The 20,697-nt window shown below is 58.2% G+C and carries 21 protein-coding genes and 2 pseudogenes; 12 read left to right on the top strand and 11 right to left on the bottom strand.

The features are described 5' to 3' along the window. Nucleotides 1-997 precede the first annotated feature (997 nt). Together Q3C01_RS23980 and Q3C01_RS23975 are read left to right on the top strand one after the other, a co-directional pair. Nucleotides 998-1,510 (top strand): hypothetical protein, encoded by a 513-nt coding sequence (locus Q3C01_RS23980; protein WP_458147763.1) that lies wholly within the window; start codon nt 998-1,000, stop codon nt 1,508-1,510. A gap of 38 nt (nt 1,511-1,548) precedes the next feature. Next, on the top strand, nt 1,549-1,695 hold the full coding sequence (locus tag Q3C01_RS23975; RefSeq protein WP_458147762.1) for a hypothetical protein: 147 nt from the start codon (nt 1,549-1,551) through the stop codon (nt 1,693-1,695). Nucleotides 1,696-1,783: 88 nt separating this feature from the next. Here the strand turns inward: Q3C01_RS23975 and Q3C01_RS23970 are convergent, their stop codons facing one another. Continuing rightward, nucleotides 1,784-2,674, bottom strand: a complete 891-nt coding sequence (locus Q3C01_RS23970) for a transposase (protein WP_458147761.1) — start codon at nt 2,672-2,674, stop codon at nt 1,784-1,786. Nucleotides 2,675-3,029: 355 nt separating this feature from the next. Beyond that, on the bottom strand, nt 3,030-3,731 hold the full coding sequence (locus Q3C01_RS23965; protein WP_458147760.1) for a DUF5343 domain-containing protein: 702 nt from the start codon (nt 3,729-3,731) through the stop codon (nt 3,030-3,032). Nucleotides 3,732-3,809: 78 nt separating this feature from the next. Here Q3C01_RS23965 and Q3C01_RS23960 point away from each other — a divergent pair, with 78 nt between their 5' ends. From Q3C01_RS23960 to Q3C01_RS23945, 4 genes and pseudogenes are all read left to right on the top strand, one after another. Beyond that, nucleotides 3,810-4,007, top strand: a complete 198-nt coding sequence (locus Q3C01_RS23960; RefSeq protein WP_458147759.1) for a hypothetical protein — start codon at nt 3,810-3,812, stop codon at nt 4,005-4,007. A 523-nt stretch (nt 4,008-4,530) separates the two neighbouring features. Next, the gene (locus Q3C01_RS23955; protein ID WP_458147758.1) at nt 4,531-4,776 is read left to right on the top strand and encodes a type II toxin-antitoxin system VapB family antitoxin; all 246 of its coding nucleotides are present in this window, start codon (nt 4,531-4,533) and stop codon (nt 4,774-4,776) included. After that, nucleotides 4,776-5,171, top strand: a pseudogene (locus Q3C01_RS23950) (type II toxin-antitoxin system VapC family toxin). Before Q3C01_RS23955 ends, Q3C01_RS23950 begins: the two are co-directional and overlap by 1 nt. A gap of 106 nt (nt 5,172-5,277) precedes the next feature. Continuing rightward, nucleotides 5,278-5,484, top strand: a pseudogene (locus Q3C01_RS23945) (ISL3 family transposase); the annotation flags it as partial. A 411-nt stretch (nt 5,485-5,895) separates the two neighbouring features. On the opposite strand, the gene rpsU reads toward Q3C01_RS23945, so the two are convergent. The 4 genes from rpsU to Q3C01_RS23925 all read right to left on the bottom strand — a co-directional run bounded on the left by rpsU (nt 5,896) and on the right by Q3C01_RS23925 (nt 8,052). After that, on the bottom strand, nt 5,896-6,171 hold the full coding sequence (gene rpsU, locus Q3C01_RS23940; protein ID WP_458147790.1) for a 30S ribosomal protein S21: 276 nt from the start codon (nt 6,169-6,171) through the stop codon (nt 5,896-5,898). Between the two features lie 300 nt (nt 6,172-6,471). Then, nucleotides 6,472-6,711 (bottom strand): hypothetical protein, encoded by a 240-nt coding sequence (locus Q3C01_RS23935; protein ID WP_458147757.1) that lies wholly within the window; start codon nt 6,709-6,711, stop codon nt 6,472-6,474. 280 nt (nt 6,712-6,991) lie between these two features. Continuing rightward, on the bottom strand, nt 6,992-7,414 hold the full coding sequence (locus Q3C01_RS23930) for a P-loop NTPase (protein ID WP_458147756.1): 423 nt from the start codon (nt 7,412-7,414) through the stop codon (nt 6,992-6,994). Beyond that, nucleotides 7,399-8,052, bottom strand: a complete 654-nt coding sequence (locus Q3C01_RS23925; RefSeq protein ID WP_458147755.1) for a restriction endonuclease — start codon at nt 8,050-8,052, stop codon at nt 7,399-7,401. Before Q3C01_RS23925 ends, Q3C01_RS23930 begins: the two co-directional genes overlap by 16 nt. 309 nt (nt 8,053-8,361) lie before the next feature. On the opposite strand from Q3C01_RS23925, the gene Q3C01_RS23920 reads away from it, so the two are divergent. Next, nucleotides 8,362-9,486, top strand: a complete 1,125-nt coding sequence (locus Q3C01_RS23920; RefSeq protein WP_458147754.1) for a Fic family protein — start codon at nt 8,362-8,364, stop codon at nt 9,484-9,486. 120 nt (nt 9,487-9,606) lie between these two features. Next, entirely contained in the window at nt 9,607-10,362 is a 756-nt protein-coding gene (locus Q3C01_RS23915) for a hypothetical protein (RefSeq protein WP_458147753.1), read from the top strand. 21 nt (nt 10,363-10,383) lie between these two features. Here the strand turns inward: Q3C01_RS23915 and Q3C01_RS23910 are convergent, their stop codons facing one another. Beyond that, nucleotides 10,384-10,911 carry a hypothetical protein gene (locus Q3C01_RS23910; RefSeq protein WP_458147752.1) on the bottom strand — a complete coding sequence of 176 codons (528 nt, stop codon included), beginning with the start codon at nt 10,909-10,911 and terminating at the stop codon, nt 10,384-10,386. Nucleotides 10,912-10,985: 74 nt separating this feature from the next. Further along, complete coding sequence (locus Q3C01_RS23905) at nt 10,986-11,828, bottom strand: hypothetical protein (protein WP_458147751.1); 843 nt, start codon at nt 11,826-11,828, stop codon at nt 10,986-10,988. A 664-nt stretch (nt 11,829-12,492) separates the two neighbouring features. Between Q3C01_RS23905 and Q3C01_RS23900 the strand changes: the two genes are divergently transcribed. After that, complete coding sequence (locus tag Q3C01_RS23900; protein WP_458147750.1) at nt 12,493-14,481, top strand: tetratricopeptide repeat protein; 1,989 nt, start codon at nt 12,493-12,495, stop codon at nt 14,479-14,481. A 38-nt stretch (nt 14,482-14,519) separates the two neighbouring features. On the opposite strand, the gene Q3C01_RS23895 is transcribed toward Q3C01_RS23900, so the two are convergent. After that, nucleotides 14,520-15,458 (bottom strand): hypothetical protein, encoded by a 939-nt coding sequence (locus Q3C01_RS23895; RefSeq protein ID WP_458147749.1) that lies wholly within the window; start codon nt 15,456-15,458, stop codon nt 14,520-14,522. Next, nucleotides 15,451-15,537 carry a hypothetical protein gene (locus tag Q3C01_RS23890; RefSeq protein WP_458147789.1) on the bottom strand — a complete coding sequence of 29 codons (87 nt, stop codon included), beginning with the start codon at nt 15,535-15,537 and terminating at the stop codon, nt 15,451-15,453. The genes Q3C01_RS23895 and Q3C01_RS23890 overlap by 8 nt, the downstream gene beginning before the upstream one ends. On the opposite strand from Q3C01_RS23890, the gene Q3C01_RS23885 reads away from it, so the two are divergent. Beyond that, the gene (locus Q3C01_RS23885) at nt 15,514-15,888 is read left to right on the top strand and encodes a hypothetical protein (protein WP_458147791.1); all 375 of its coding nucleotides are present in this window, start codon (nt 15,514-15,516) and stop codon (nt 15,886-15,888) included. The genes Q3C01_RS23890 and Q3C01_RS23885 overlap by 24 nt on opposite strands. Before the next feature lie 261 nt (nt 15,889-16,149). Here the strand turns inward: Q3C01_RS23885 and Q3C01_RS23880 are convergent, their stop codons facing one another. After that, nucleotides 16,150-19,113, bottom strand: a complete 2,964-nt coding sequence (locus tag Q3C01_RS23880) for a TrlF family AAA-like ATPase (protein ID WP_458147748.1) — start codon at nt 19,111-19,113, stop codon at nt 16,150-16,152. A 275-nt stretch (nt 19,114-19,388) separates the two neighbouring features. Here Q3C01_RS23880 and Q3C01_RS23875 point away from each other — a divergent pair, with 275 nt between their 5' ends. Together Q3C01_RS23875 and Q3C01_RS23870 are read left to right on the top strand one after the other, a co-directional pair. Then, nucleotides 19,389-19,790, top strand: coding sequence for a hypothetical protein (locus tag Q3C01_RS23875; protein ID WP_458147747.1), 402 nt, complete (start codon nt 19,389-19,391; stop codon nt 19,788-19,790). A 357-nt stretch (nt 19,791-20,147) separates the two neighbouring features. Then, the gene (locus tag Q3C01_RS23870; RefSeq protein ID WP_458147746.1) at nt 20,148-20,531 is read left to right on the top strand and encodes a hypothetical protein; all 384 of its coding nucleotides are present in this window, start codon (nt 20,148-20,150) and stop codon (nt 20,529-20,531) included. Nucleotides 20,532-20,697 lie beyond the last annotated feature (166 nt).

The raw sequence follows: 20,697 nt of genomic DNA, 5'->3' as shown, positions 1-20,697 counted from the left end.
TCAACGGAGGCGAGAAGCTAACCGGTCCGCGCTAGTGCTTTGCAGCGGAATGTTCGGCCTTTAGGACGAAAAGCTGCGCGAAAATATTGGCCAGCCAATCGACCGGGCTCATTCGCCCCAGATCGGTGAATTGCTTCGCAAGCCGCCCCTTTCGGACGACTTTTGGCTGTCTGAGGAAAGGTCATCCCAACCGGAGCTTTCATTTGAGGCATTGTTGTCAGCTGACAACGTGCCGAATGTCGCCCCTGTTGTCCGCTGACAACATCGTAGGCCACCCGTTGGCGGTGACTCGTCCGACACCGGCGAGCAACAACCAATCCACCAGCTGCACTGACCGACCTTGGAACCGCTGCATCGCGTCTCAGGTATCCCCGTCCACGCAGCTCCCAGTCATATAGCGGGCCGCGATACCGGGCACCTGCCCGGATGGCCCTCTAAAAAGAGGGGAAGCATCGGCCCTCGTTCTGCAGCCCTTTGCGCACCTCAGTGGGAGCCCAACCCGCGACGCTTGAGGCGGATTGCGAAGGCTCATCGGGGTCCAGCAAATAGGGTGGATCGAGCGGCACAGACGGCTCGTCGGTTGTGGCCGAGTGAAGCGAATTTCGCGGATTGCGGTCTCACCAACTGAAGGGTATCGCCATCGGCCTCGGCCAAGCGGACGACTCGCCGCTCCATCTGAGGTCGCTTGCTAGCACGTGCTCGCACTCGGTGCGACGATCAAGGAAGTTGCGGACATGAACAACTAAGCTGCTGGCGCGATGAGGAGACCATGGGCTCGATCTCCGGGACGATGATGGCGCGCCCAGTGTCGGAGAACACATATTGCTAGTGCCTCAAACCTGGTGCGGGTGCACGGCTCTGTCGCCATCCGATCTCGGGTGCTGTCCTAATTAGGATACTCGCGGAGGGGAATTAGGACACCTTTCGTCGAACTAGCTTTCATCCTACCGCTTGGCTAGTGTGGGATATCGATTCTTCCCGCGATAGTTGTTCCCCCATGTCCTTAAAGCAGTTATCCGTTCAAGACGGTTCTTGGCATGCTGTGCTCGATGCATGGAAAAAGCAGTGCGAGGGTTACGGTCAGGATTTCGAAGAATTTGCCGTAGCTACCATCGGAGTTCTCGCGCCCTTGGCGGACGTTGGGCATCCAAAGGCAGAAGTCTATGGGTTCCATGTCAGCGACGAGTGCTGGGTTATATGTGAGGCCAATCACACAATGTTACCCGGATATGATGGATATGTCCTCCGCGTCCGGAACATGACGTTCGCCCCGAGGTTTGATTTTGAAGACTTGGGCGTGGACGCCTATGGGAAGGCGTTAACGGGTCTTTTCGGAGGAATTCTTGCGTTATCTCATGCACTTAGAAAAGCTGCTCACATCAAGTTCCACCTGAGAAGTCCGGCTGACCGAACCTTCTTTCAAGCCCTGACCGAGCCTTTACTAAAAATACCTTTATTTGACAACGTAGAGGTGAAAGGTGCATGGCTATATGTAACCAAAAAGCAGTGAATGCCTTATATGTACCCCCAGAGGCCGCGGAGACGATCATGAACCCATATGAGAACGCTGAGTTTAGGGCTGCCCTAGAAGGCGCTTTCGTTGAAGCCATCAAGAAGGTTGGTTTTGGCAACTTCAAGCGCATCTCTTGGTTCGCTTCGAACGAGCAGGCGCAAGCAACAAAGCGCGCCGCCTAAAGGCTCTCTAATCGAATAGGAAAAACCCGCCGATAACGGCGGGTTTTTTGTTTGTGCAATTAATTGCACTCGTGCAGGTACCTGCACGCTATGCTTTTCCGCCGTCGATTACTCGGAAGTTACGAGTTACGCGAACCGGCCGGTTCGGCTCCAGCGACAGCACGGTATCGATCAAATCCCCAATCGTCCAGACGCGATCGGCTGCGCCCAGTGCAACCGCTGGCGTGGTCCGCAGCGCTTCATGGACGCGGCAGAGGTTATAATGAGACACGTACAGGCTAACCGCCGCAGCGTGGTTGGTGAGCTTCTTTGAGAAGCCGTTAGTGAGGCGAGCGAACCGACGCTGCGTCATGCGCAAGGTCAGGTTCTGGCGTTCAACGTAGCTGGTCGAGATATGACCCGGAATGCCGCTTACTACCTCGCGCTCTACGGCAATTACTTCGGCCGGCGAATAGCGGCGCGCGGCGTCTTTTACAGCCAGGTTCACTACACTGTAGGTCTTTACGATCACGCCATGCGAGGCGCGCCCGTTGAAGGCGTCGCGGATGGCGTTCTTATACGGGTGGAAGCCGTCCGTGCTGATCTCAGGAACGCCAAGCACGCGCTGACGAAGGTCTTGCACGAACAAGTCAGTGTTTTCGCTATCGCGCTTGCCAGTGCGGTAGCTGATGATCGCGTTGGCGGAGGAGGCGAGTGCGATGAACGTGTACTGATCGTCCTTATGGCTCAGCTCGTGGCGCTCAACCTTCTTTTGTTTCTTGCCGACGTAACCCCAGATTTCGTCAAGCTCTAAGCGGCCGGTGCGGATGCCGATCATCATGCGGTCATGCAGCTCGGCAGAGCCACGACCAACGCGCTCGCCAAGGCGCATGATAGTGTCGCGGCGAACGCCGGTGATGCGCTCAGTGGCGCGCATGCTCTGGCCTTCGGTGAGGCAGGCGATGATTTGGATCTGTTGGTCGCGGGAGAGAACGTTCATGAGGGCGCAATCCTCGTTAAGGATGGCCCGTCCGCGACTCTAGAAAACACGCCCGCCAAGGCGTATATCCAGATTTGGTTATCGCTTCGGGGCGCAATCCCGGGGTTGGTAGCTAGGGAGCGCCAACGCCGTCGGTCCCGCTAATTCGGTGGTTCAGGGTGCCGGATTCGGACCGACATCTCCACGCTTGTAGGGGAGAGCCCTGAGAAACTAGAGCCGATTGCAGGGCCGCTTGCGTTCCTTTTCGACGGGTGACGCGGCGGCCCTTCCTTTTGTGCGCCCCCTAGCTCGGCTAGCGCGTCGGGGGCTCAAACCCTCCTAGTCAAAACATGCTCCTCAGTTGCGGAGAGGCTCATTAGGCTTCTCCGGAGGCCTTCTTGGCCTTCCGTGCAGTGAGGTACTGCACGAGCGACCAAATTGAATTCTTCACGTCGGCGTCGATGTCCGGTTCCGACATCAAATCGATAAGCTGATATTCGAGCGCCTTTTGGGTTTGTGGAGGCGGAGGGTCGGGCTCGACATCATCGCCTTCATCGTCTCCAACATCAGAGCGTTTACGCTGCTTCACGCTCTTTTTTGCTGCTGTCGAAGTGGCGACGGGCTTTCGGGCTAGCAGCAGTCCTGAGAGGGGGATGTCCGCCAACTTGGCGCCCGCGATGAAAAACAAGGCCACTTTGTCCACGGTCGAGCCCTGCACATTGTATTCCTTGCGAAGGTGCTCATCGAACTGGCCCGCCGTAATAGCCGTTAGGTCAACATCGCTTGACAAGAGCGACGGGTAACCTGCCACCATGATCTTCTTCCAGATGGCCGGCCGCGCATCGTCGGATGCTTTGACCAGCGAAATGAAATCCTGCGTGGGCGCGCCATTGTCGTTGATTAGCTTGAGGTATTTCAGCGAAGCGATTATACTGTAGGATAAGCTGCCCGATGCGTTTCCGAACACAGAAGGATCGATCCGGCTAGGAACGGTGGTGTCGCGCAGCTTATTGATAAAGCTAATAAAAGCACTGAATGTAGCGTATGGCGGGGAGATAGCCTTGGCCTTATCATTCATGGTGAAATGTCCTGATCGGTTCTGCGTGGCTATTCTACTAAATGCAGCCACGCAGAAAGTCAAGCGGGAGAAATCAGAATGACTGCGAAAAATCATAAAGTCTCTGTGCGCGGCGCGGATGGTGAGTTTCACGCACTTGCGTTGGTGCGCTTGGAGGGCGAGACGGCCTATTGCTGCTCAGAGGCCAAATATGAAGAGGCAATACGCCATCCCGAGGCGTGTATTGAGGTTGGCTTCCCATTGGCCGATGTGAAAATGAAAGAAGCCGCCAATTGAGGCCGCCTTGTTCATGTAGATGAACATACTTCTACGTTCATCTACATGAACGCGAGACGGAATAATCGTTAGCAACCTAAGGGCGATTTATCTGGTTGTGCGGTTGTGTGCCGTTCGCCAAGTGTTCGCAGGTACCAAGGTATACTCACAAACGCCTCGTCCGTGTGAGGGATGAACAGACCTTGGCGTTCTGGTGGCGGACGCGAACAAATCAGGACATTGCAAAATTCGACTTAGGACACTAGCGGTTAAATACGGACAGTGCCCGATCTCGAAGGATTCGATCTGCACGTAAGGTCCGGGGCGCCGCTGGGAAGTGGGGGAGCCAGGCACGCCCGGCCCGAACCGACCGAAACCGGATGGAAGCTCGCGAGCTCGACCCGGATTCAGCAACTTCACAGAACATTAAGCATGAGATCGGCGCCGCTCTTTCTAAAAAAACTTGGCGAGGAATTGGCCAGCCTTCAATTGTGTATCCGGAATGATATGTAGGGATACACGACTGCAGCTAGAGGACCGCCGAATGGCCTTGCATATCAAGAATCCCGAGACCGACGCGCTGGCCCGCAGGGTCGCGGCTCTCAAGAAGATCGGGCTCACCGAGGCGGTGCACACGGCGCTTGCTCATGAGCTGGAGCGCGAACAGGGCAAGCCGTCCTTAGTCCATCTGGGCGTGCAGTTCTGTCGCGATCTCCGGGCCAGGGGCAATCTGCAAAAGGGCAAGCCGGCAGACAAGGCGTTTCGCGACGGCCTTTACGGGGATGCCTGATGTTTATCGATGCCTCGGCGCTGACGGCCCTGCTGACCGACGAAGATGAAGCGCGGGAGCTGTTGGCGCGCCTTCACCTAGCGGCCATGCGCCTGACCTCGCCGCTGGCAGTGTGGGAGGCAGCGATCGCCGTAGCCTGAGTGCTTGATCTCCCGATCGCTGAGGCTACGGAAGCGGTCGAGAGCTACCTGGCGCTGATGGAGATCAGCATGGTGCACGTGCCGCCCGAAACGGCTCGGATCGCGCTCGACGCCTTTGACCGTTAAGGCAAAGGGCGGCACCCGGCACGGCTCAATTTCGGGGGCTCTTTTGCCTATGGATGCGCCCGCCATTTAGGGGAGCCTTTGATGTTCAAAGGCACCGATTTCCCGCAGACCGACATCGAAGCTGCATGACGCCGTCGGCGCCGGAGTGCTCACCGCAAGACATTTTTGCGAGCGATGCTAATGAAATCATTGAGCGGCTGACCGACTTACAGAAAACCGTCCGGTGTTCGCGCCATGGATCGAGCGCGCCCGCACCAGTCTCGTAGGCTCGTTCGCCAACGGCGTCGTCAAGGATGAAGCGGCCGTTCGGGCAGCAATCACTTCGCCGTGGTTCAACGGGCAGACTGAAGGTCAGATCACGCGCCTCAAGCTCGTCAGACGTCAAATGTACGGCCGCGGGAAAATCGATCTGCTTCAAGCCAGACTAATTGGCGCAGAATAATCGGAGCTGCACCAAGATTGCGTCAGAGCCAAAATTGGACGCCGGTTGACACGCTCTTGGTACGAAGCAGACATTTCGTGTGTGATTGCGAGGTAGCCAACGGGCCAACAGGCGCATCGAGGCCGCCGGCTCAGAGTGCCATCCAGGCGCCTTCGGGGCCTCGAACTCTCGCGTTGCCTGTTCGGCGCCGGGTCCTCGCTACTTCTTCTTCGCCGGTCCGAAATCCGGCTACTAGGCCGCTAACGGCGCTGCTGTTCGTCGCGATCCGATACCTGGCCGTCCTGATCTGGACTGTTCTGATTGCTGATCTGCGTCCCTTTTTGCTGCGTCACAAGTGACGCAACCATCATGGGGCAGATCCGAGAACATAACGTTCGCCGACCTGTGGCATTCTCCTGAACAAAGGACTCTCTACTCTGCCCGTGCTTTGATCTCCGGCAGGGGCGGCTTGCGCTCAAAAGGCTTCTTTTTGACCGGTGCGGGCAGCAATCCTTCTCGGATCGCCTGCTTCCGAGCGAGCTTGCGAGCCCTGCGAACAGCTTCAGATTTCTCGCGGGCCTTTTTTTCCGACGGCTTCTCATAGGAGCGCCGCTGCTTCATTTCCCGGAAGACGCCTTCCCGTTGCATCTTCTTCTTAAGAACACGGAGTGCCTGCTCAACATTGTTGTCTCGGACAAGTACCTGCATTAATCCTCCTCGATGGGGCTGCGAATTGCGACACATCCTGCATGGCAGCCAATTGCGCAGGAGCTTCATTGCGTTTTCGAGGATGGTGGCGTTGACGTTCATCGCCGGCTTCGAACAAACCGACCTAATTGTCACTACGCTGTGGTCGTATCACCAGCGACCACTGTCATGCCGCCCTGTCAATCGATAAAGCCCTGCTTGCACGTCGCATGCGCTCGTCCTCTCGAATGACTAGCATCCGGTACCCATTGTGCTTCGCCTCATGATGGTGCCAACTTCAAACGGCCGCCGATCGGCGCGTCAAGCGCGGCCGATCTCAACAACCTCGCTGAGCTTGTTTTCGGCGTCGTAGATCTTGACCTGAAGCCGAGGGAATCGGTTCTTCAGCTCTGTGCCAGCTTCCAGGGCGCTCGGTTTCGCCGTGAAGGTCGCCTTGACATGGCCGTCGACGATTAAGGCATAACCGGTCTTCAGAGGCTCAATCGATGCCTTGGTGGAGCGGGCAGACGCTGGGCCAGCCGTCCTGCGCCTCTCGCGCATGGGAAAACTCCGCTTGTCGGGGACTGCTGATCAACTGCCCGCGGCCCCCCAAGGTTCCGGTCACCAAATGCGCGCCAATGCACAGACGGTGCACACCCGCGGTCCTCGAATGCAAAATGGTCCCCTGAAGGCTGCCGGCTTGGACGGCTGCGAGGCCGAGTTGGGTTAAACTGCCGCTTCTCCTTGGCGACGACTTGTGCGCCGACCACGGTGACTAGCGGACAATCGCGCGTAAGGCGGGCGATATCTTTCGCCGCGGGGAGTGGGCCGCCGTGCTTCTTTAGGACCTGGGTCGCGAGCTGTTCGCTTCGGCAAGGGTCAGCCGCTCCAGCGCGATTTCCCGAAGCGGAGGGCCGATCAGGGAAAACGTGCTGGCTTGGGCCTTGATGTGGTCCAGACCGTAGGGGCGAAGAGAAAGGACGAGCCTGGCCTTGTTGGAGGGATCGGCAGCGTACTGAAAGAGGATCTGAAGATCAGTTTGATCGTGAGCGTCGTCGACTACGAGCAGCTTCTCCTTGCCGCCCAACTCTTCGAGGCTCTTCTTCGTGAGTTCGGCGTTTCGCGAGAGATAGCGGACCGCGACGCCTTTATGGCCCCCCTCGAAAGCCTCGATCGATTGTTTGAGAATGCGAGATTTTCCCGAACCGCCGGTCCCGATCAGCAGGATCGCAGCAACGCTCGGATCGCCTAAGGCCTGATCCATGGCCTCCAGATCACCCTTGCGACCGACGAGATGCCAGACATGATTGAACACGCCCTCGGCATGTTGAAGGCGGCGAAGAATTTCTCACTGGTCTCCCATGGGCCTGCTTCATTGACACCGAGGAGGGCGAAGCGTTGTCCCCGGAAAAAGATGTCGACCAACCCAACCTGGTCGGCGACGGGAATCTGGCGGATTTTGTAGGAGATGTCCTCCCGGTCCCAGATTTCCCAGTCCGGATGGTCTTTGATGGCGGTGCGGGCCTGTGGGCTTGCGACCTTAGTTAGCAGGAGAACCTTTTTCGCAGCGGCGACGGGATGCTTGGCGACGGCTGCGTGAACCTTTTGCGGCCCGAATTCGCCGACCCGTTTGCACTGAAAGCTGAACGTTGTGCCTTCAGGAAAGGAGGCGGTGACATCGAGCCCGTCCTGGGTATGCCCCTGGCCGCCGGCATGTTCGACGCGGGCCTCAGGGTACATGGCTTGCAGGAAATGGCGGCAGAAGCGTTCGAAACTGTCCGGGGTTAGGCCATCAATCGGAAACGGCTGGTCAAAGCTCACAACGGCGGTCTTCCGGATGAATCCGGCGGCCTCGAGGAGATCGGCAACGTCGGCCTTCAGCACGGCGGCGATCAGCGGCATTTGGCCGTCGCGTGGTCGCGAGAGCCCCGCCTCCCAGCGGCTCACCGTTTGCTGGCTGCTTTTAACGAGGGTCGCGAATTCCCCTGGCTGGAAATCCCCGCTTTCTGGCGGAGTTCAACCAGCAATTTGCTGAACGCTGGTAGGTGGACGATACCATTTCTTACTCACTTTCTGGATAACACGCATAAAGTGAGTTACGACAGTCAAGAGGTGCTATGTTGCCTCACAGTTCCTCAATGAGCTATAGGATCGTTCGCTATAGCTCATCCAAGAGGCCGCGGTGAGCTATAGAAACGAGGTCTATAACTCATGGCTTGGAATTGGGAGGAGCCGACTTGGCCCCGCTTTACCTATGACGCGACCGCCCTTGAACCCCTAGAGGCGGAATTCCTGCTCCGCTCGGGGGAGTTCATTGGCGCCTTCAAGCACGTCAGCCCGGACGATCAGGAGAACCTTCGGATCGAGCTCATCAGCGATGAGGCCCTGAAGACCTCAGAGATCGAGGGTGAAATCCTGGACCGGGATAGTGTCCAGTCGTCGTTACGGCATCAGTTCGGTTTAGGAGGTGAGGAAGCCGGGGTGCCTCCCGCCGAGCGCGGGATCGCGCAAATGATGGTCGACCTGTATCTCAATTTCTCGAAGCCGTTGACCGACGAGACCATGTTCGGATGGCACGGCCTGTTGATGAGCGACGACAGGACCATCAAGACGATCGGCGCTTACCGCAATCATCCTGAACCCATGCAGGTGGTCTCCGGCGCGATCGGTCACCGCAAGGTTCACTTTGAGGCGCCGCCTCATGCAATCATGGCGAAAGAGATGGCTGCATTCGTCGCGTGGTTTAACGACACCGCACGCGAAGGAGCTCACCCCCTGCCGGCGATTACGCGTTCCGCCCTCACACATTTGTATTTCGTCAGCATTCATCCATTCCAGGATGGGAACGGCAGAATTGCTCGCGCGCTGGCGGAAAAATCTCTCGCCCAAAATCTCGGCCAGCCAACGCTCATTGCGCTGGCCTATACGATCGAACGCAAGCGGAAGGCCTATTACGAGGCTCTTGAACACAACAACAAGGGCATGGAGATAACCGATTGGCTGCTGTACTTCGGAAACATCGTCCGCGAAGCGCAGGAAAACACCAATAAGCGCGTCGACTTTTATATTGCGAAGACGAAGCTCTATGAACGTCTGCGCGGGCAGTTCAACGCCCGCCAGGAGAAGGCCATCGCTCGTATGTTCAAAGAGGGCATCGATGGCTTCAAGGGCGGCTTGAGCGCTGAAAACTACATCAGCATCACGAAGGCTCCCCGTGCGACAGCCACCCGCGACCTACAGGACCTAGTCGCGAAGGGGGCTCTCACGAGAACGGGCGAGCTACGGCATACGCGCTACCATCTGAACCTCAGCGGTCCTACGTCGCGAGGAGGGTAGAAGTGCGCCGTTTGGAGCAGCTTCGAAAGCGGTGACCTCTAACTTTACGGACGCGATCGCGTCATACTAGGAATTGCAGGAAGGGCGTGATTCTCTTCCCTGCGATTCTTGGGGGTGAAATTGGCTGACACTGATTTACCGAAGAATTGGGAAGGCGCCGCCCGCTGGTTTCTTGGTGGCACCATCGTCTTTGCGTCGGGATTTGAGGCCGTCGTTCTCTTCTTGGAAGTGAAGTTAGGTGCGGCGATCGGTAGCTTTTTAGTCGCCGTTGTCCTTATGGCGATCCTGATTTACTGGGATGGTCTGAAGTCAAAAATGCCAAGGCTGATGACCGCGCTCTCGAGGGTGGTGACCGATGCCAGGTTGTGGGCCGTATTGCTTTTGGCGCTCGCCGCCGTTGCTGGCATTCCCAATTATCAAAGGGAGCCGAACACCTGGATCTACCTGCTTCCGCTGTTCATCGGGCTTATGCTTTTTCTTGCTGGATGGCGATATCTCGGTCCCACCAAACAGTCGCCGGTCGCAGCGGTTCAAAGTATCGCCGTACCTCAGCCGTTGGATGGTCAGACCCGACTTGATCTGATTCATCTCCTAGATTTCAGCGTCAATGAGACGACCTATTGGATGTTGGATCGGCTGTTAGATACCGCGGACTCGCCTGAGGTGACCGATGGATTTAGCGGCGGCGTCAATACAGCCGAAGCCCACAACTCACGACAGTTCCTCCTTGGTCATGCTCGACAGGAAATCGGAGCAGGGACATTTCGGCGGTCAGACTGCGAACATGTGATGAGTGTCGCCGAGGCTGATGCCGAGCGCGAGCTGGAATCAATCCCCGGGATCAACGGTCGGCTGAGATCGATTCGCTCGTGTTAAGGAGATACATGATCAGCGATATTACAGCCAGGCGCCGCGGGATCCTGCGCTGTCCACAAGCCGGCGAGCTCCGGCAGCGAAACCGATCAGGAGAAGGGCGCGATCGCGATGCCCCTGCAATGTGTTTGGCAACGCTTGGATGGCTCTTCGCAAGTCGGGAGACATCAGCGGAGCCTTCTTCGTCGCGCGCACGCGATGCTTGTTGCGCAGTCCCTGCCAGAAAATTCGAAACCGCTCGTCCGAGGTGTCGAGCTTGGCACCTCGGGTCCGGTGAATGACCCGGATGGCGGTCAGCCGTCGGAGGAGGGTCGAGACCTTGAGGGTTCCGGCATGGGCAGTGAGGTAGGGCACAATCGTCTCGAAGAGATCGGCAGGGAGTGAGGAGCGGTGGTGCGCCGCGCACCAGGCATGAAAGTGCTCCCAGTCGGTCTTGTAGGCGCGCAGGGTGTTCTTCGAGTGGGCGTTCTTGACATACTCGCCGGCGCGCTCGCGCAGCTCTTCCATCACGGTAGGCAGACTCGTGGCCTGCACGATGAGCTCGGTGTCCATCGCGTTTGTCCGTTCTGATAATTGTGGGTTATCGAAAGTCAAACGGGCGGGATTTGATCCCGCCCGTAGCGAGATCAGACAAACCGATAGTCCGGCACCCGGGGCATTGGAGTATCGGCCAGACGAGCCATCGCTTGAGCGAGGCTGCGGCAAAGCCGCTGCGCGAATTCCTGCTCATCCGTCTCCTCTTGCTCGAGATAGGTTGACAGGAAGGCCGCTTGGGCCAAGCACCCCTCAATTGTCCGCGGCTGAGTTACCGCAATCGCCTCAAGTGCATCTTTCTCGCGTTGGACGGCTCGCTGGAATGTGTCTTTGATTGCCGTAACGCCAGCTAATCTGCATGCGTCCTCGTAGCGCTGCTTTACCGTCTCAAGCTCTGCACGGCGCTCTCGGGCCCATACGTTCATATTGGATTCTGGATCGACCCGGCTCTCAGGCGACACATCTACAGTCGCCATGAAGGCGTCAATGTCTTCATGGGAGGAGGCGATCTGATCGGGCATTCTGCCGCGACCGGGAATAAGCACAATGCTCGGGGAGAAATTCCTGACGTACCAAAACTCCTCGGGTAACAGCTCCCGAGCAGATTCCAGACGATCCTCTGCAGCGAACAGATCCCTTCTGGCCGCCCGGTATTCGTCAAGCAACGCAGTGAATTCCGCATCATGCTTCGGCAAAAGGCCGCGGCGCTGCGGTGCGGCCCCCGTCGGCTTAAGCGTCAGAGCCAGACTCGCGGCGGTCGCAGCCGCCGATGTCATTGCGTTTCGTCGGGTCATTCTCTTACTCCTGTTGACAGCCGGTTCATTGGCCCCGGCGCTGTCATTCAGGAGCGACGGCTGCGATGCCGCAACAGCAACTTCGGAAGAGGGGGTGTTTCGGGACGCGATTGTGGTATCATTTGAATCAGCCTTCAGCATGATCTACCTCGTGCTCGATGGTTAGAGCCGAGAGAAGGTTGCCGCCTTCTTTCGGCTTGATTTATGATAACAAAAATTATGGCCAAGTCAAACAATTCTGTTATCAAAAAAAGAGGGCGGCCTGCGACCGGGCAGGGAACCCTTCTTGGTGTGCGTCTACGCCCAGAGCAACTCGTGGCGTTGGACGCTTGGATTGCTCGGCAGAAGCAGTCACCGCTCACTCGCCCCGAGGCGATTCGACGACTTCTCGACGCATGTTTGACCAATAACAAGCGATAGTCGAACTCAGATCGACTTGGCCCTGGAAAAAGCTCGGTCCGAACGATACTATCCTGTGTTGTCTAATAATAACCTTCTACTCGAAGGCGATGCGATGAAGCTGTTCTCAAAATGTTGGAAGTTGGTCCAGCAAAAACGGAATCGCGAAACTTTAGCGTGGCTGGGCGCCGGGCTTGCAGCCGTTGCTTCGGGAGCTTTTGCACTCCTCCTCTATTTCTCTCCCCCAACCAAGCCACAGGAGCCTCGCGCACGAGCTGTGGAAGCCCAGTGCGGCAGTGTGGCTGTCGGAGGCAACGTGGTTGGTGCGACGATCTCTGGCGGTACGACCAGTGGCGCAGACTGTAACAGCAAGTCAAAGTGAGTGGGAACAGAACGGTACGAATCCATGATCTGGCGCCTGTCGATTGTGTTTGTAGCCGTCACCGTCTGGGCCGAGATCAACAGCGCAAATGTATCCGTTGCTCAAGGGTTGGCAGGAAAGGTAGAGGCAAAATCCTGTGCCTCTAGCGTCGGCGGCAATGTAGCGCTGAGCACAATCTCTGTCATTTGCGGCATACCTCCAGAAGTGCTTGTATCATTGGTCAAAGCACGAACCGAGGTGCTCGAGAAACTTATTGCCTCACATGGAGAAACGATCTCTCTCCTAAAGGAAAAGCTCGAAATAAACGAGCGCCAAATTCGTGCTGCCCTTAATATTGTGGGCGAAGCCAACGTCCCCCCAGAGCGACTAGCGAGCAAGCTTGTTGAAGTCGCCGAGCGGATTAAAGGGCTTCAGGCGCCAGCTTCAACTCGGCCCGACGACACCGCGAGAATTGCAGATCTAAAGACCAGGGCGCGAGTGGCGATCGATGTCGGCGATCTCTCCAAAGCGGATCACTTGCTTTCTGAGATATTGGAGGAAAGAAGGCGATCGATCGCAGCTCTTTCTCTTGATGCAGCGCAGACATCCGCTCAACGCGGCGATATTGCGATGGCACGACTGCGCTATCGCGAGGCCGCGCGACACTTTTCGGCTGCGGCAAAGGTGTTACCTGCTGACGGTCATCGCGCGGCGCTAGTTGAGTACTTGAGCAAAGAAGCTCGTGCACTATTCTACCAAGGCGACGAATTTGGAGACAACGAAGCCCTTCTTGCCGCAATCCAATTGTGGAGGCGTGTCCTTGATCGGCTGTCGCCGGGAAATGACGCCATCGCATGGGCTCAGACGCAGAATAATCTCGGGGCTGCCCTATCCGGGGTTGGTGAACGTGAACGCGACACAAGTCACCTGCTGGAGGCGCTCGCTGCGCATCGAGCGGCGCTTTCCAAATTCTCGCGTGACCAAGCGCCACTCGAATGGGTCGACACCCAGGAGAATATTGCAGGCGTCTTGAAAAGCCTAGGAGAACGTGAAAGTAGCCCCAAGCGTTTGGAGGAGGCGCTTGTCGTCTATCGCGCGGCGCTTGAGGAATGCTCGCAAGAGAAGTCACCGAGCTCTTGGGCTTCACTCCAAAATGGTATCGGTAATGTGCTTGTCGAACTCGGCGATCGTGAGAACGGGACCGCGAGGTTTCAAGAGGCCATCGTAGCCTATCGCGCCGCGCTCAGCGGTAGAACGCGAGAGGTAGAACCGCTCTATTGGGCCTCGATACAGAATAACATTGGCAATGCACTGAGTTCACAAGCGGAACGTGAGGGCGACATTGCAAAATTTGAAGAAGCAGCTTCCGCTCATCGGAGGGCCCTCGAAGAATATCGCCGGGAGCGTGTTCCCCTCGACTGGGCCATGTCTCAAAACAATCTTGGAGGTGTTCTTCTAAGAATTGGCGAGCAGGGAAAAGACAAGACACGTTTGGAAGAGGCCGTCGCTGCTTTTCGGGCGGCGCTTGAGGAGTATGGGCGCGATCGCGTACCATTGCTTTGGGCGGCTGCGCAGAACAATCTCGGTGATGCACTCCTAAGCTTAGCTGAACTCGAGATCGGTACGGCTCGATATAAGGACGCGGTCGCGGCGTATCAATCATCACTTCAAGAATACACGCGCGACCGCGTGCCGCTGAAATGGGCCTCAGCGCAGTACAACCTCGGGACAGCGCTGCTAGGCCTCGGGAGACGAGAAAGCAATAAGACGCGATTGTCGGAAGCTATCGCCGCCTATGGCTTCGCGCTCAAGGAGTTTAGCCGGGCGCGCGTGCCTGTGCAGTGGGGCAAATGCAGTGGTGGCCAAGGCGTTGCTCAGATTGAGCTCGCAAAGCTGGAGGGAAACAGACAATTACTCAAAAGGGCATTGGCTCAGTTAGAGCGAGCCCGCGATGTGCTTCGGTCCAACGGTGACAAAGCATTTGCTGATTATCTTGATGCGGTATTGGTCGTAACGCGCTCGCACTCTCGATAAGGCGCGATTATCGAAAGTGAGAGCAGATCGCGAGAGATTCAATCGTTCCCGTAGTCGGGCTCGTACTCCATCTCTCGTTCCTGCCGGTCCTCATGAAGCGTGTCCAGGCCGGTAGCGGCGATTTCATCGCTGCCAACCAGAGATAGGTCGCACGTTGGGCAGCGAAATTCTTCGCCGGCGAACTCGCGGTCGACGATCTCCCATATGGCGTATTCATCGCGCTCTTCACTGATGTCTTCGCCGGTCTGTTCTCCGGTCATGAAGGCGCGGCAGCTGCACGCGGGGCAGCGTTCTGACCAAATTTCGTCGTAACTGCCTTTGAACAGGCCGATCTGGTGTTCGGGCTCCCGCAGGTTGGCCTCGGCCGCGAGGCGCTCGCGCTCGGCCTTCTTCAGCGCCTCAAACTGTTCCTTGGCGGCCAGAACGCGAAGTTTGACGGCTGCTTCCAAAGCCTTCGCCGCCTCGTCGAGTAGCTGGCGCGGAGCGGCCGCATCGGCGGCGCCGAGCCATTGCTCCAGCGAAGATCCCATTTGGTCTAGGATCGTATCGCAGGCATGCCAGTAGCGCGCCTCCCAAGCGTCGAGCCTCATGGTCATGAACGGTAGGTCGGCCGAGTGGAGCTCGGCATTGCGACGCTCCGCGATACCTTGGCAGAACTTCTGGATCGTCTTGTCGAACCGTGAAACGAAATGCGGGAGGCGCTCAAATAGGGGCTTGGCGGTGATCGTCTTCACGTCCGTGGTGACGTTGATACCAGCGGCGACGAACATGGACTGCCAGTGCGTGGGATCGACCACGAGGCTCGGGTGCTTGCGGGCGAGCGCGGCCTTTCCTAGCAGCTCGAGCGCCAGGGAGGCCCAGAGCTGATACTCGTCGAGATTGCCGGCGCCTTTGCGTGCGAGCGCACGGCCAATGTAGACCTTCGATTTTGAGTGGAGCGCGTCGCCATTTATAGCGATGAAGACGTCTTCAGGCATCAATGAGAATCCTTGCCAGGCGTCGGCCGGACCCTCGGTCCGACGGACTGCGCCCGTGAAGGACGCGCCAGTTATCGATGATGAGGATGTCGCCCTGCCGCCAATGATGGGCTTCGGACGGAGCGCCGGCGATCCGGTCCTCGGCGAGCGCAAGGGCCTTGCCGCCGCGCTCGTCCACGGCTTCGAGACAGCCGGGATCGTATCGCAGGAAGGCTCCTCCCGGCGCGAGGATCGTCGAGTAGAAGGAACGCCGGCCGGCACGAACGAGCACTGGGGTGTATTCGAGAAGGTTGAGCTCTTCCCGCGAAAAGCCGAGCGTTTGCCAATCGAGGAGCATCGTCGCCGCAGCCGACGATCCTGGGTCGATACATCCGAGGAGAAGGTAACGACAGGGTCGGGTGCGATGGCTGAGTTCTGTGTGGAACGGTAAGGTGCCCAAGCCGTAGCGGGCGCTCAAGGATCGAGGATGTGCATGTTCGGCTGCACGCGGCTGGAGAATCTCTTCGAGTGAGCCGGCGCGGCCGGCAACCCGAGTGCCTAGGCGATCACCGAGCTTGCCCAGCTCGCGGACGGTCGCGTCAGCGTCAGCACTATCGGTGCGAAGCCGAGACCAGCCGCGCTCCACCAGCGGACCGAGGGGTAGCTGAAAATCGGAGGCGGCGATGTCGCAGCTGGTCATCTCGCAGGTGGTCTATCGGTCGAGGCGGACACGAACGCGGCGGGCGCGCTCCTTGAAGGCGCGTTCGCCGCCTTCGAGGATGTCGCAGACGTGCTTGCGCATCTCTGCGCTTTCGAGGCCGCCCGACAGATAGCGAATGAGCGGCAGCTTGCCGGGCGAATGAGTACCGGAAAACGCGACGATGACCTGATCGGCGTCCGTGTTGACCACCAGGTTTGCGTTATGCGTCACCATAATGACCTGGCGCACATTCTTCGCGGCAATGAATAGCTCGACCAGCTCGTCGAAAATCGACTTCGGATCGAGGTTCTCTTCCGGCTGGTCGATGATCAGCGGGCGGTCATCGCTGTCGTCCAAGGCGAGATAGAGTAGTAGCAGGACGATGCCGCGGGTGCCCGGAGAGAGTTTGCGGATGTCCACTGCTTCGTAGTCGATGCTGTAACTGATCTCGATGTGGCCGGTGCCATACAGCCATTTGGCAAACCGTCTCAACCAAGAGCGATAATCGGCTTGCTGTGATCGTGGCACCTCGGAGAGATCGAGCAGCTCGGCTTGGTGGGCCTGACGAAATCCCGCCATGGCCTCGGCAACGGTCTTCGGATCGCCCGTTTCCCACGCTGGCTTCAGCAGAGCATCGGCCCAGGCCTCCAAGGTGCCGACGCCCTTGAAAGGGCCGGTGCGCCGCTTGTCGAATAAGCCTTCGCCCTCCGTCGCCCAGCGGTTGACGTCCGCATGGCGAGAAACTGAGAACGACAATTTACGCAGCGTCCCAGAAGCCTGCGCGAGCCGATCCATGAGCGGGCGATACAGCGCATGCAGCACTTGTTCTTCCGCAACGATGGAGTCGAAGATACGCAAATAGGCCTGCTCTCGATCGGCTTGAAGCTGGGTGATCCGCGCCGGAGCGCCTTCACAATCGGCCAGAAAATCCTTCAGGCGTTTCAGCGCGGCGTTCTCATCCCCGATCTTGGTGGTGATCGTTCTGAGGCGATTGGCCGTATCTGTATCGATGTTGATGAGGCGCTGAATGCGGCCGATCTCCGCCTCGAGTTCGCCCAGCGACAATTGCTTCAGCTCGGCGTCGGCCGCCACATATGGCTCCTGATCGTTCGCTTTACGAGGCAGTTCCTTACCCCGCCACGCAGCCGTCTCCTGCTCGGCCTTCGCCAGCCGGTCGGTCAATGTCCCATCGACGTTACCGGCATAGGTCTGCCGAAATACCTCCCACGCCTTGTCGTCGAGATGCGCGCCGACAAAGGTCTGCTTGGTCGTACGAAGAGCCATAGGGGCGCGATTCGTCCGGAAGTCCGACACGTCGTTCTGCAAAGATCGCAGAGCTTGGCTTTCTTGCGACCACAATCGTATCTGGGTCCGGACGTGATCGGCCGCTTCGGTCAGCGCGTTTAGCCTCGCGACCCGGTCCGCGCTGCCTATGGTCACCAATGCGTCCCGACTCTTGATATAGCCGGCGATCAGCGCGTTCTTCTGCGTGATTTGCGATTTGTGGCCGGCGATCTGGCTTTGCTTCTCGCGCTCTAGCCCGATTTGATCGGAGAGTGTCTCAATGGCCTCCTCGTCGCGGTCGCGGTTGTCGCGCAGCACCGTCGTCCGCAGCTCCAGCAACTCGTCGAAATCCGTCGCGCCGTCGCGTTCGAGCGTGCTGTGTGCTTCAAAAATGACCCGCTCAATCTCGCTTAACAATTCGTCCTTCAAGCCATCGGCCGAGCAGAGCTCCTCCACGAACTTCTGGGAGAGATATCGCGCTCGCGGATAGAGCGACGGATCAATGGAATCGTCGAGCAAAGGGCGTACCGACGGATCTCCGGTCTCCCAGCTCAGCCGGACGCCTACGCCGTCGAGATGCTCACGTGCCCGCACGATAAATGACGCATTGCTCAATCGGCCATCCGTGGCGTCGCTTCCCGCGGCGATCGCGTCCGCAAGCGCGGTCTTGCCGGAGCCCCGCGCGCCGATGATGGCGACCAAACCGGGATTAAGGGCGAGCTTCGGCGTCTGCGCCCAGTCCGCGCCCGTTAATTCGATCTCCGCGATGACGCGTGCGGGTGTCGCGCGAAAAGGAGGATGGGGGCCGATATACGCCCGACCGTCAGGATCGATATAGGCTTGGCGCAGCGCATCGAACTCCAGCGCGCCTTTGATCCAGGAATAGCGGTTGCCATCGGGCTTGGCGACGGTCGCCTGCTCATGCGCATCGCTGCCGTGCAGGCAGGGTTTGCACCCGTCATATCGCTCGCGAAGCACGTCCTCTCCGACGTCGCGTTTTCGGCCCAGCCAGAAATCGCGCTGCGCCGGGCTGCTGGCAAAAATTACGTGCGCGAACTTCTCGATTTCCTGACGCAAGGTCGCGTCGTTGGCGTCGCGGATGCCGGACGTGCCATCGGTTTCGGCGCCGGCGACTGCGATCAGGATGTTCTCTTTCGCCCAATCGCTCCTGCCGAACTCCTCGCGCAATTTTCCGAAATTGACTTTGAACTGCGAAGCTCCATGGCGGAACGCAGCCCGCTCGTCGGTCAGCTGGGTCTTGGACTTCCGCCCCAGTTCGGCGAGATCCTTTCGCGTGCAGGCGAAGTTGTCGCCGAAGGCTTCAAATCTCAGCCGGCTGAGAAAGCGCTCCACCTCCGCTACATGATTCGGATCGTCGGGGCAGACGAGAAGGTGGATGTTGGTCCAGCGCTCCTTCACCGTCGCGACATCGAGCCGTAGCTCGACATTGGGGAAGATGAGCGCGACCTGCGGCAGGCGGCCGTTTTCCTTCATCTCCCGCACGACGTGCTGGTAGGTATCGGTGCAATAATAGTCCGTCACCGCGATCGCGCGGATTGCGGGCATCGCCTGCTCGAGGCTGGTTAGATAATCACCCCAGGCGTTCGGGCCTTTGAACTGATCGTTGAACAAGGTGCCGGGCGCATGAATATGTGGCTCCCATCGGTGCCATTCCGAACCCCGACTGATCACCAAAGTTCCCCCGACCCTTCTTGCGCCGGGTCCAGTTTTGCCGATGTTAATGGCTTATGCAACTGTCGGTGGAGGGGCATCCCAGCTATCCACCTGGCGAATCTATCCTGATTGGATGGGCCAAGCCAAAAGCAGGTCTGCCTTTGATAATGCCTAATTATCGAAACCTTCCTGAGCACGAGCAACGTCTCCGGTTCGCGTGCATCCAGTCTTGTGCACACGAAAAGCTGCATGGCGGCTTGCTTCGCTGACTCGGCCGTGATTCGATTCGCATCATGATGCGAACCTTCCTTCTCATGCTCGCGGTAGCTGGTCTGGTGCTCGCCGGCGAGTTCGGCCGCATAGTGCTGGCAGCCGCCTGCGGCGGAGCGCTCTACCTGGCCTTTCGCATTGGCTACGGCACCGGCGCGGAAGACCGCGAGGCGGCAATCACCGCGCTCACAGCGCCCTTGAATTCCGAAACTCACGGGCCGCTTCCGTTCGCGTCAATGGGACGCGCTAACGACAACGATTTCGAGCGCGAAATGCAAACTGCTCAACGGCTTGCCGGAAATGACCCGGGAACGGGGGGCAGAGGTCCGAGCTCAATTGTAAACGGACTCAGATCGATCCGGAACAAAATGTGGCCCACCGGAACAGCCGTTCCAAAAAGTGGGTCAATCAGAGCAAATTGTTGAGTGATTTCAAGGAGCAAATTCGACTGTGGCGCTCCCTAGCGGAATCGCAGGCCGCAACGATCTTTCATCGTGGCTAAGCGCTTGGCCGCGTTCCAATCGCGGCGGAGCTCGCGATGACCGAGCGCACGCTGACGACCCCCCGGGCCACAGAGATCGCCGAAGGAGCTTGAACCGGTCGTGGCGTCAAGTTGTACGTATCAACCGGAGGATATCCCACGAAGGCATAAGCGGATGAAGACATCCTTTCTCGCGATCGTACTATGTTCCGCTTTGGGTTTGCTCGGGCTGAGCGGGGGAGCACCTGCGGACACGATCCGGCGCTATGACTGCTCGACAGACGGGGTTGATCGAGAGCCAATGGGCGATCGGGATGACCACGTCATTGTCAGCCTTCAATATACCTGTCACGTGGCCGACGGGCCGTTGCGAGATGATACGATCACGGCAATTTCGGTCAGCGAGTTGAATGGTGAGAAAGGGACGTCTTTAGCGTCTCTCGATATTCACCATGCGATCGACGGATTTGCAGTTGGACAGCTTCTGGAGGGGATCGCCTTCCTAGTCATGCGGGATAAGAGACCTCTTGGCATAGCAGCGTCCGGTAAGATGGTCTTTAAGTACGCATCCGGCTCATTGGCGGCTCTGTCAGGACGGACACTTAACTTTACGACGAAGCCAGCTGGATTTGGTCGATTCGAGATGGAGTTCACAGATTGGCCTGAAGCCGCTCAACCGAAGTGAGCCGTCCTCGCGCGGCCGGCTGGTCTGGAATCAGTCAAACCGCGTGGACGATGTGAAATCGCGGCTCCGAACGATCTCTTTTGTTATCGACTGTGGGAATCTGGGCAATGTTTTGATGAGCTCGCGACAGAATGGTCGCGTCCTAGAAAAAGAAGACATCAAGCTG

This window comes from Bradyrhizobium sp. UFLA05-109 (assembly GCF_054185165.1).
Note: the sequence above shows the minus strand (reverse complement) of the source record. Positions and strands in the feature narration are given on the sequence as shown.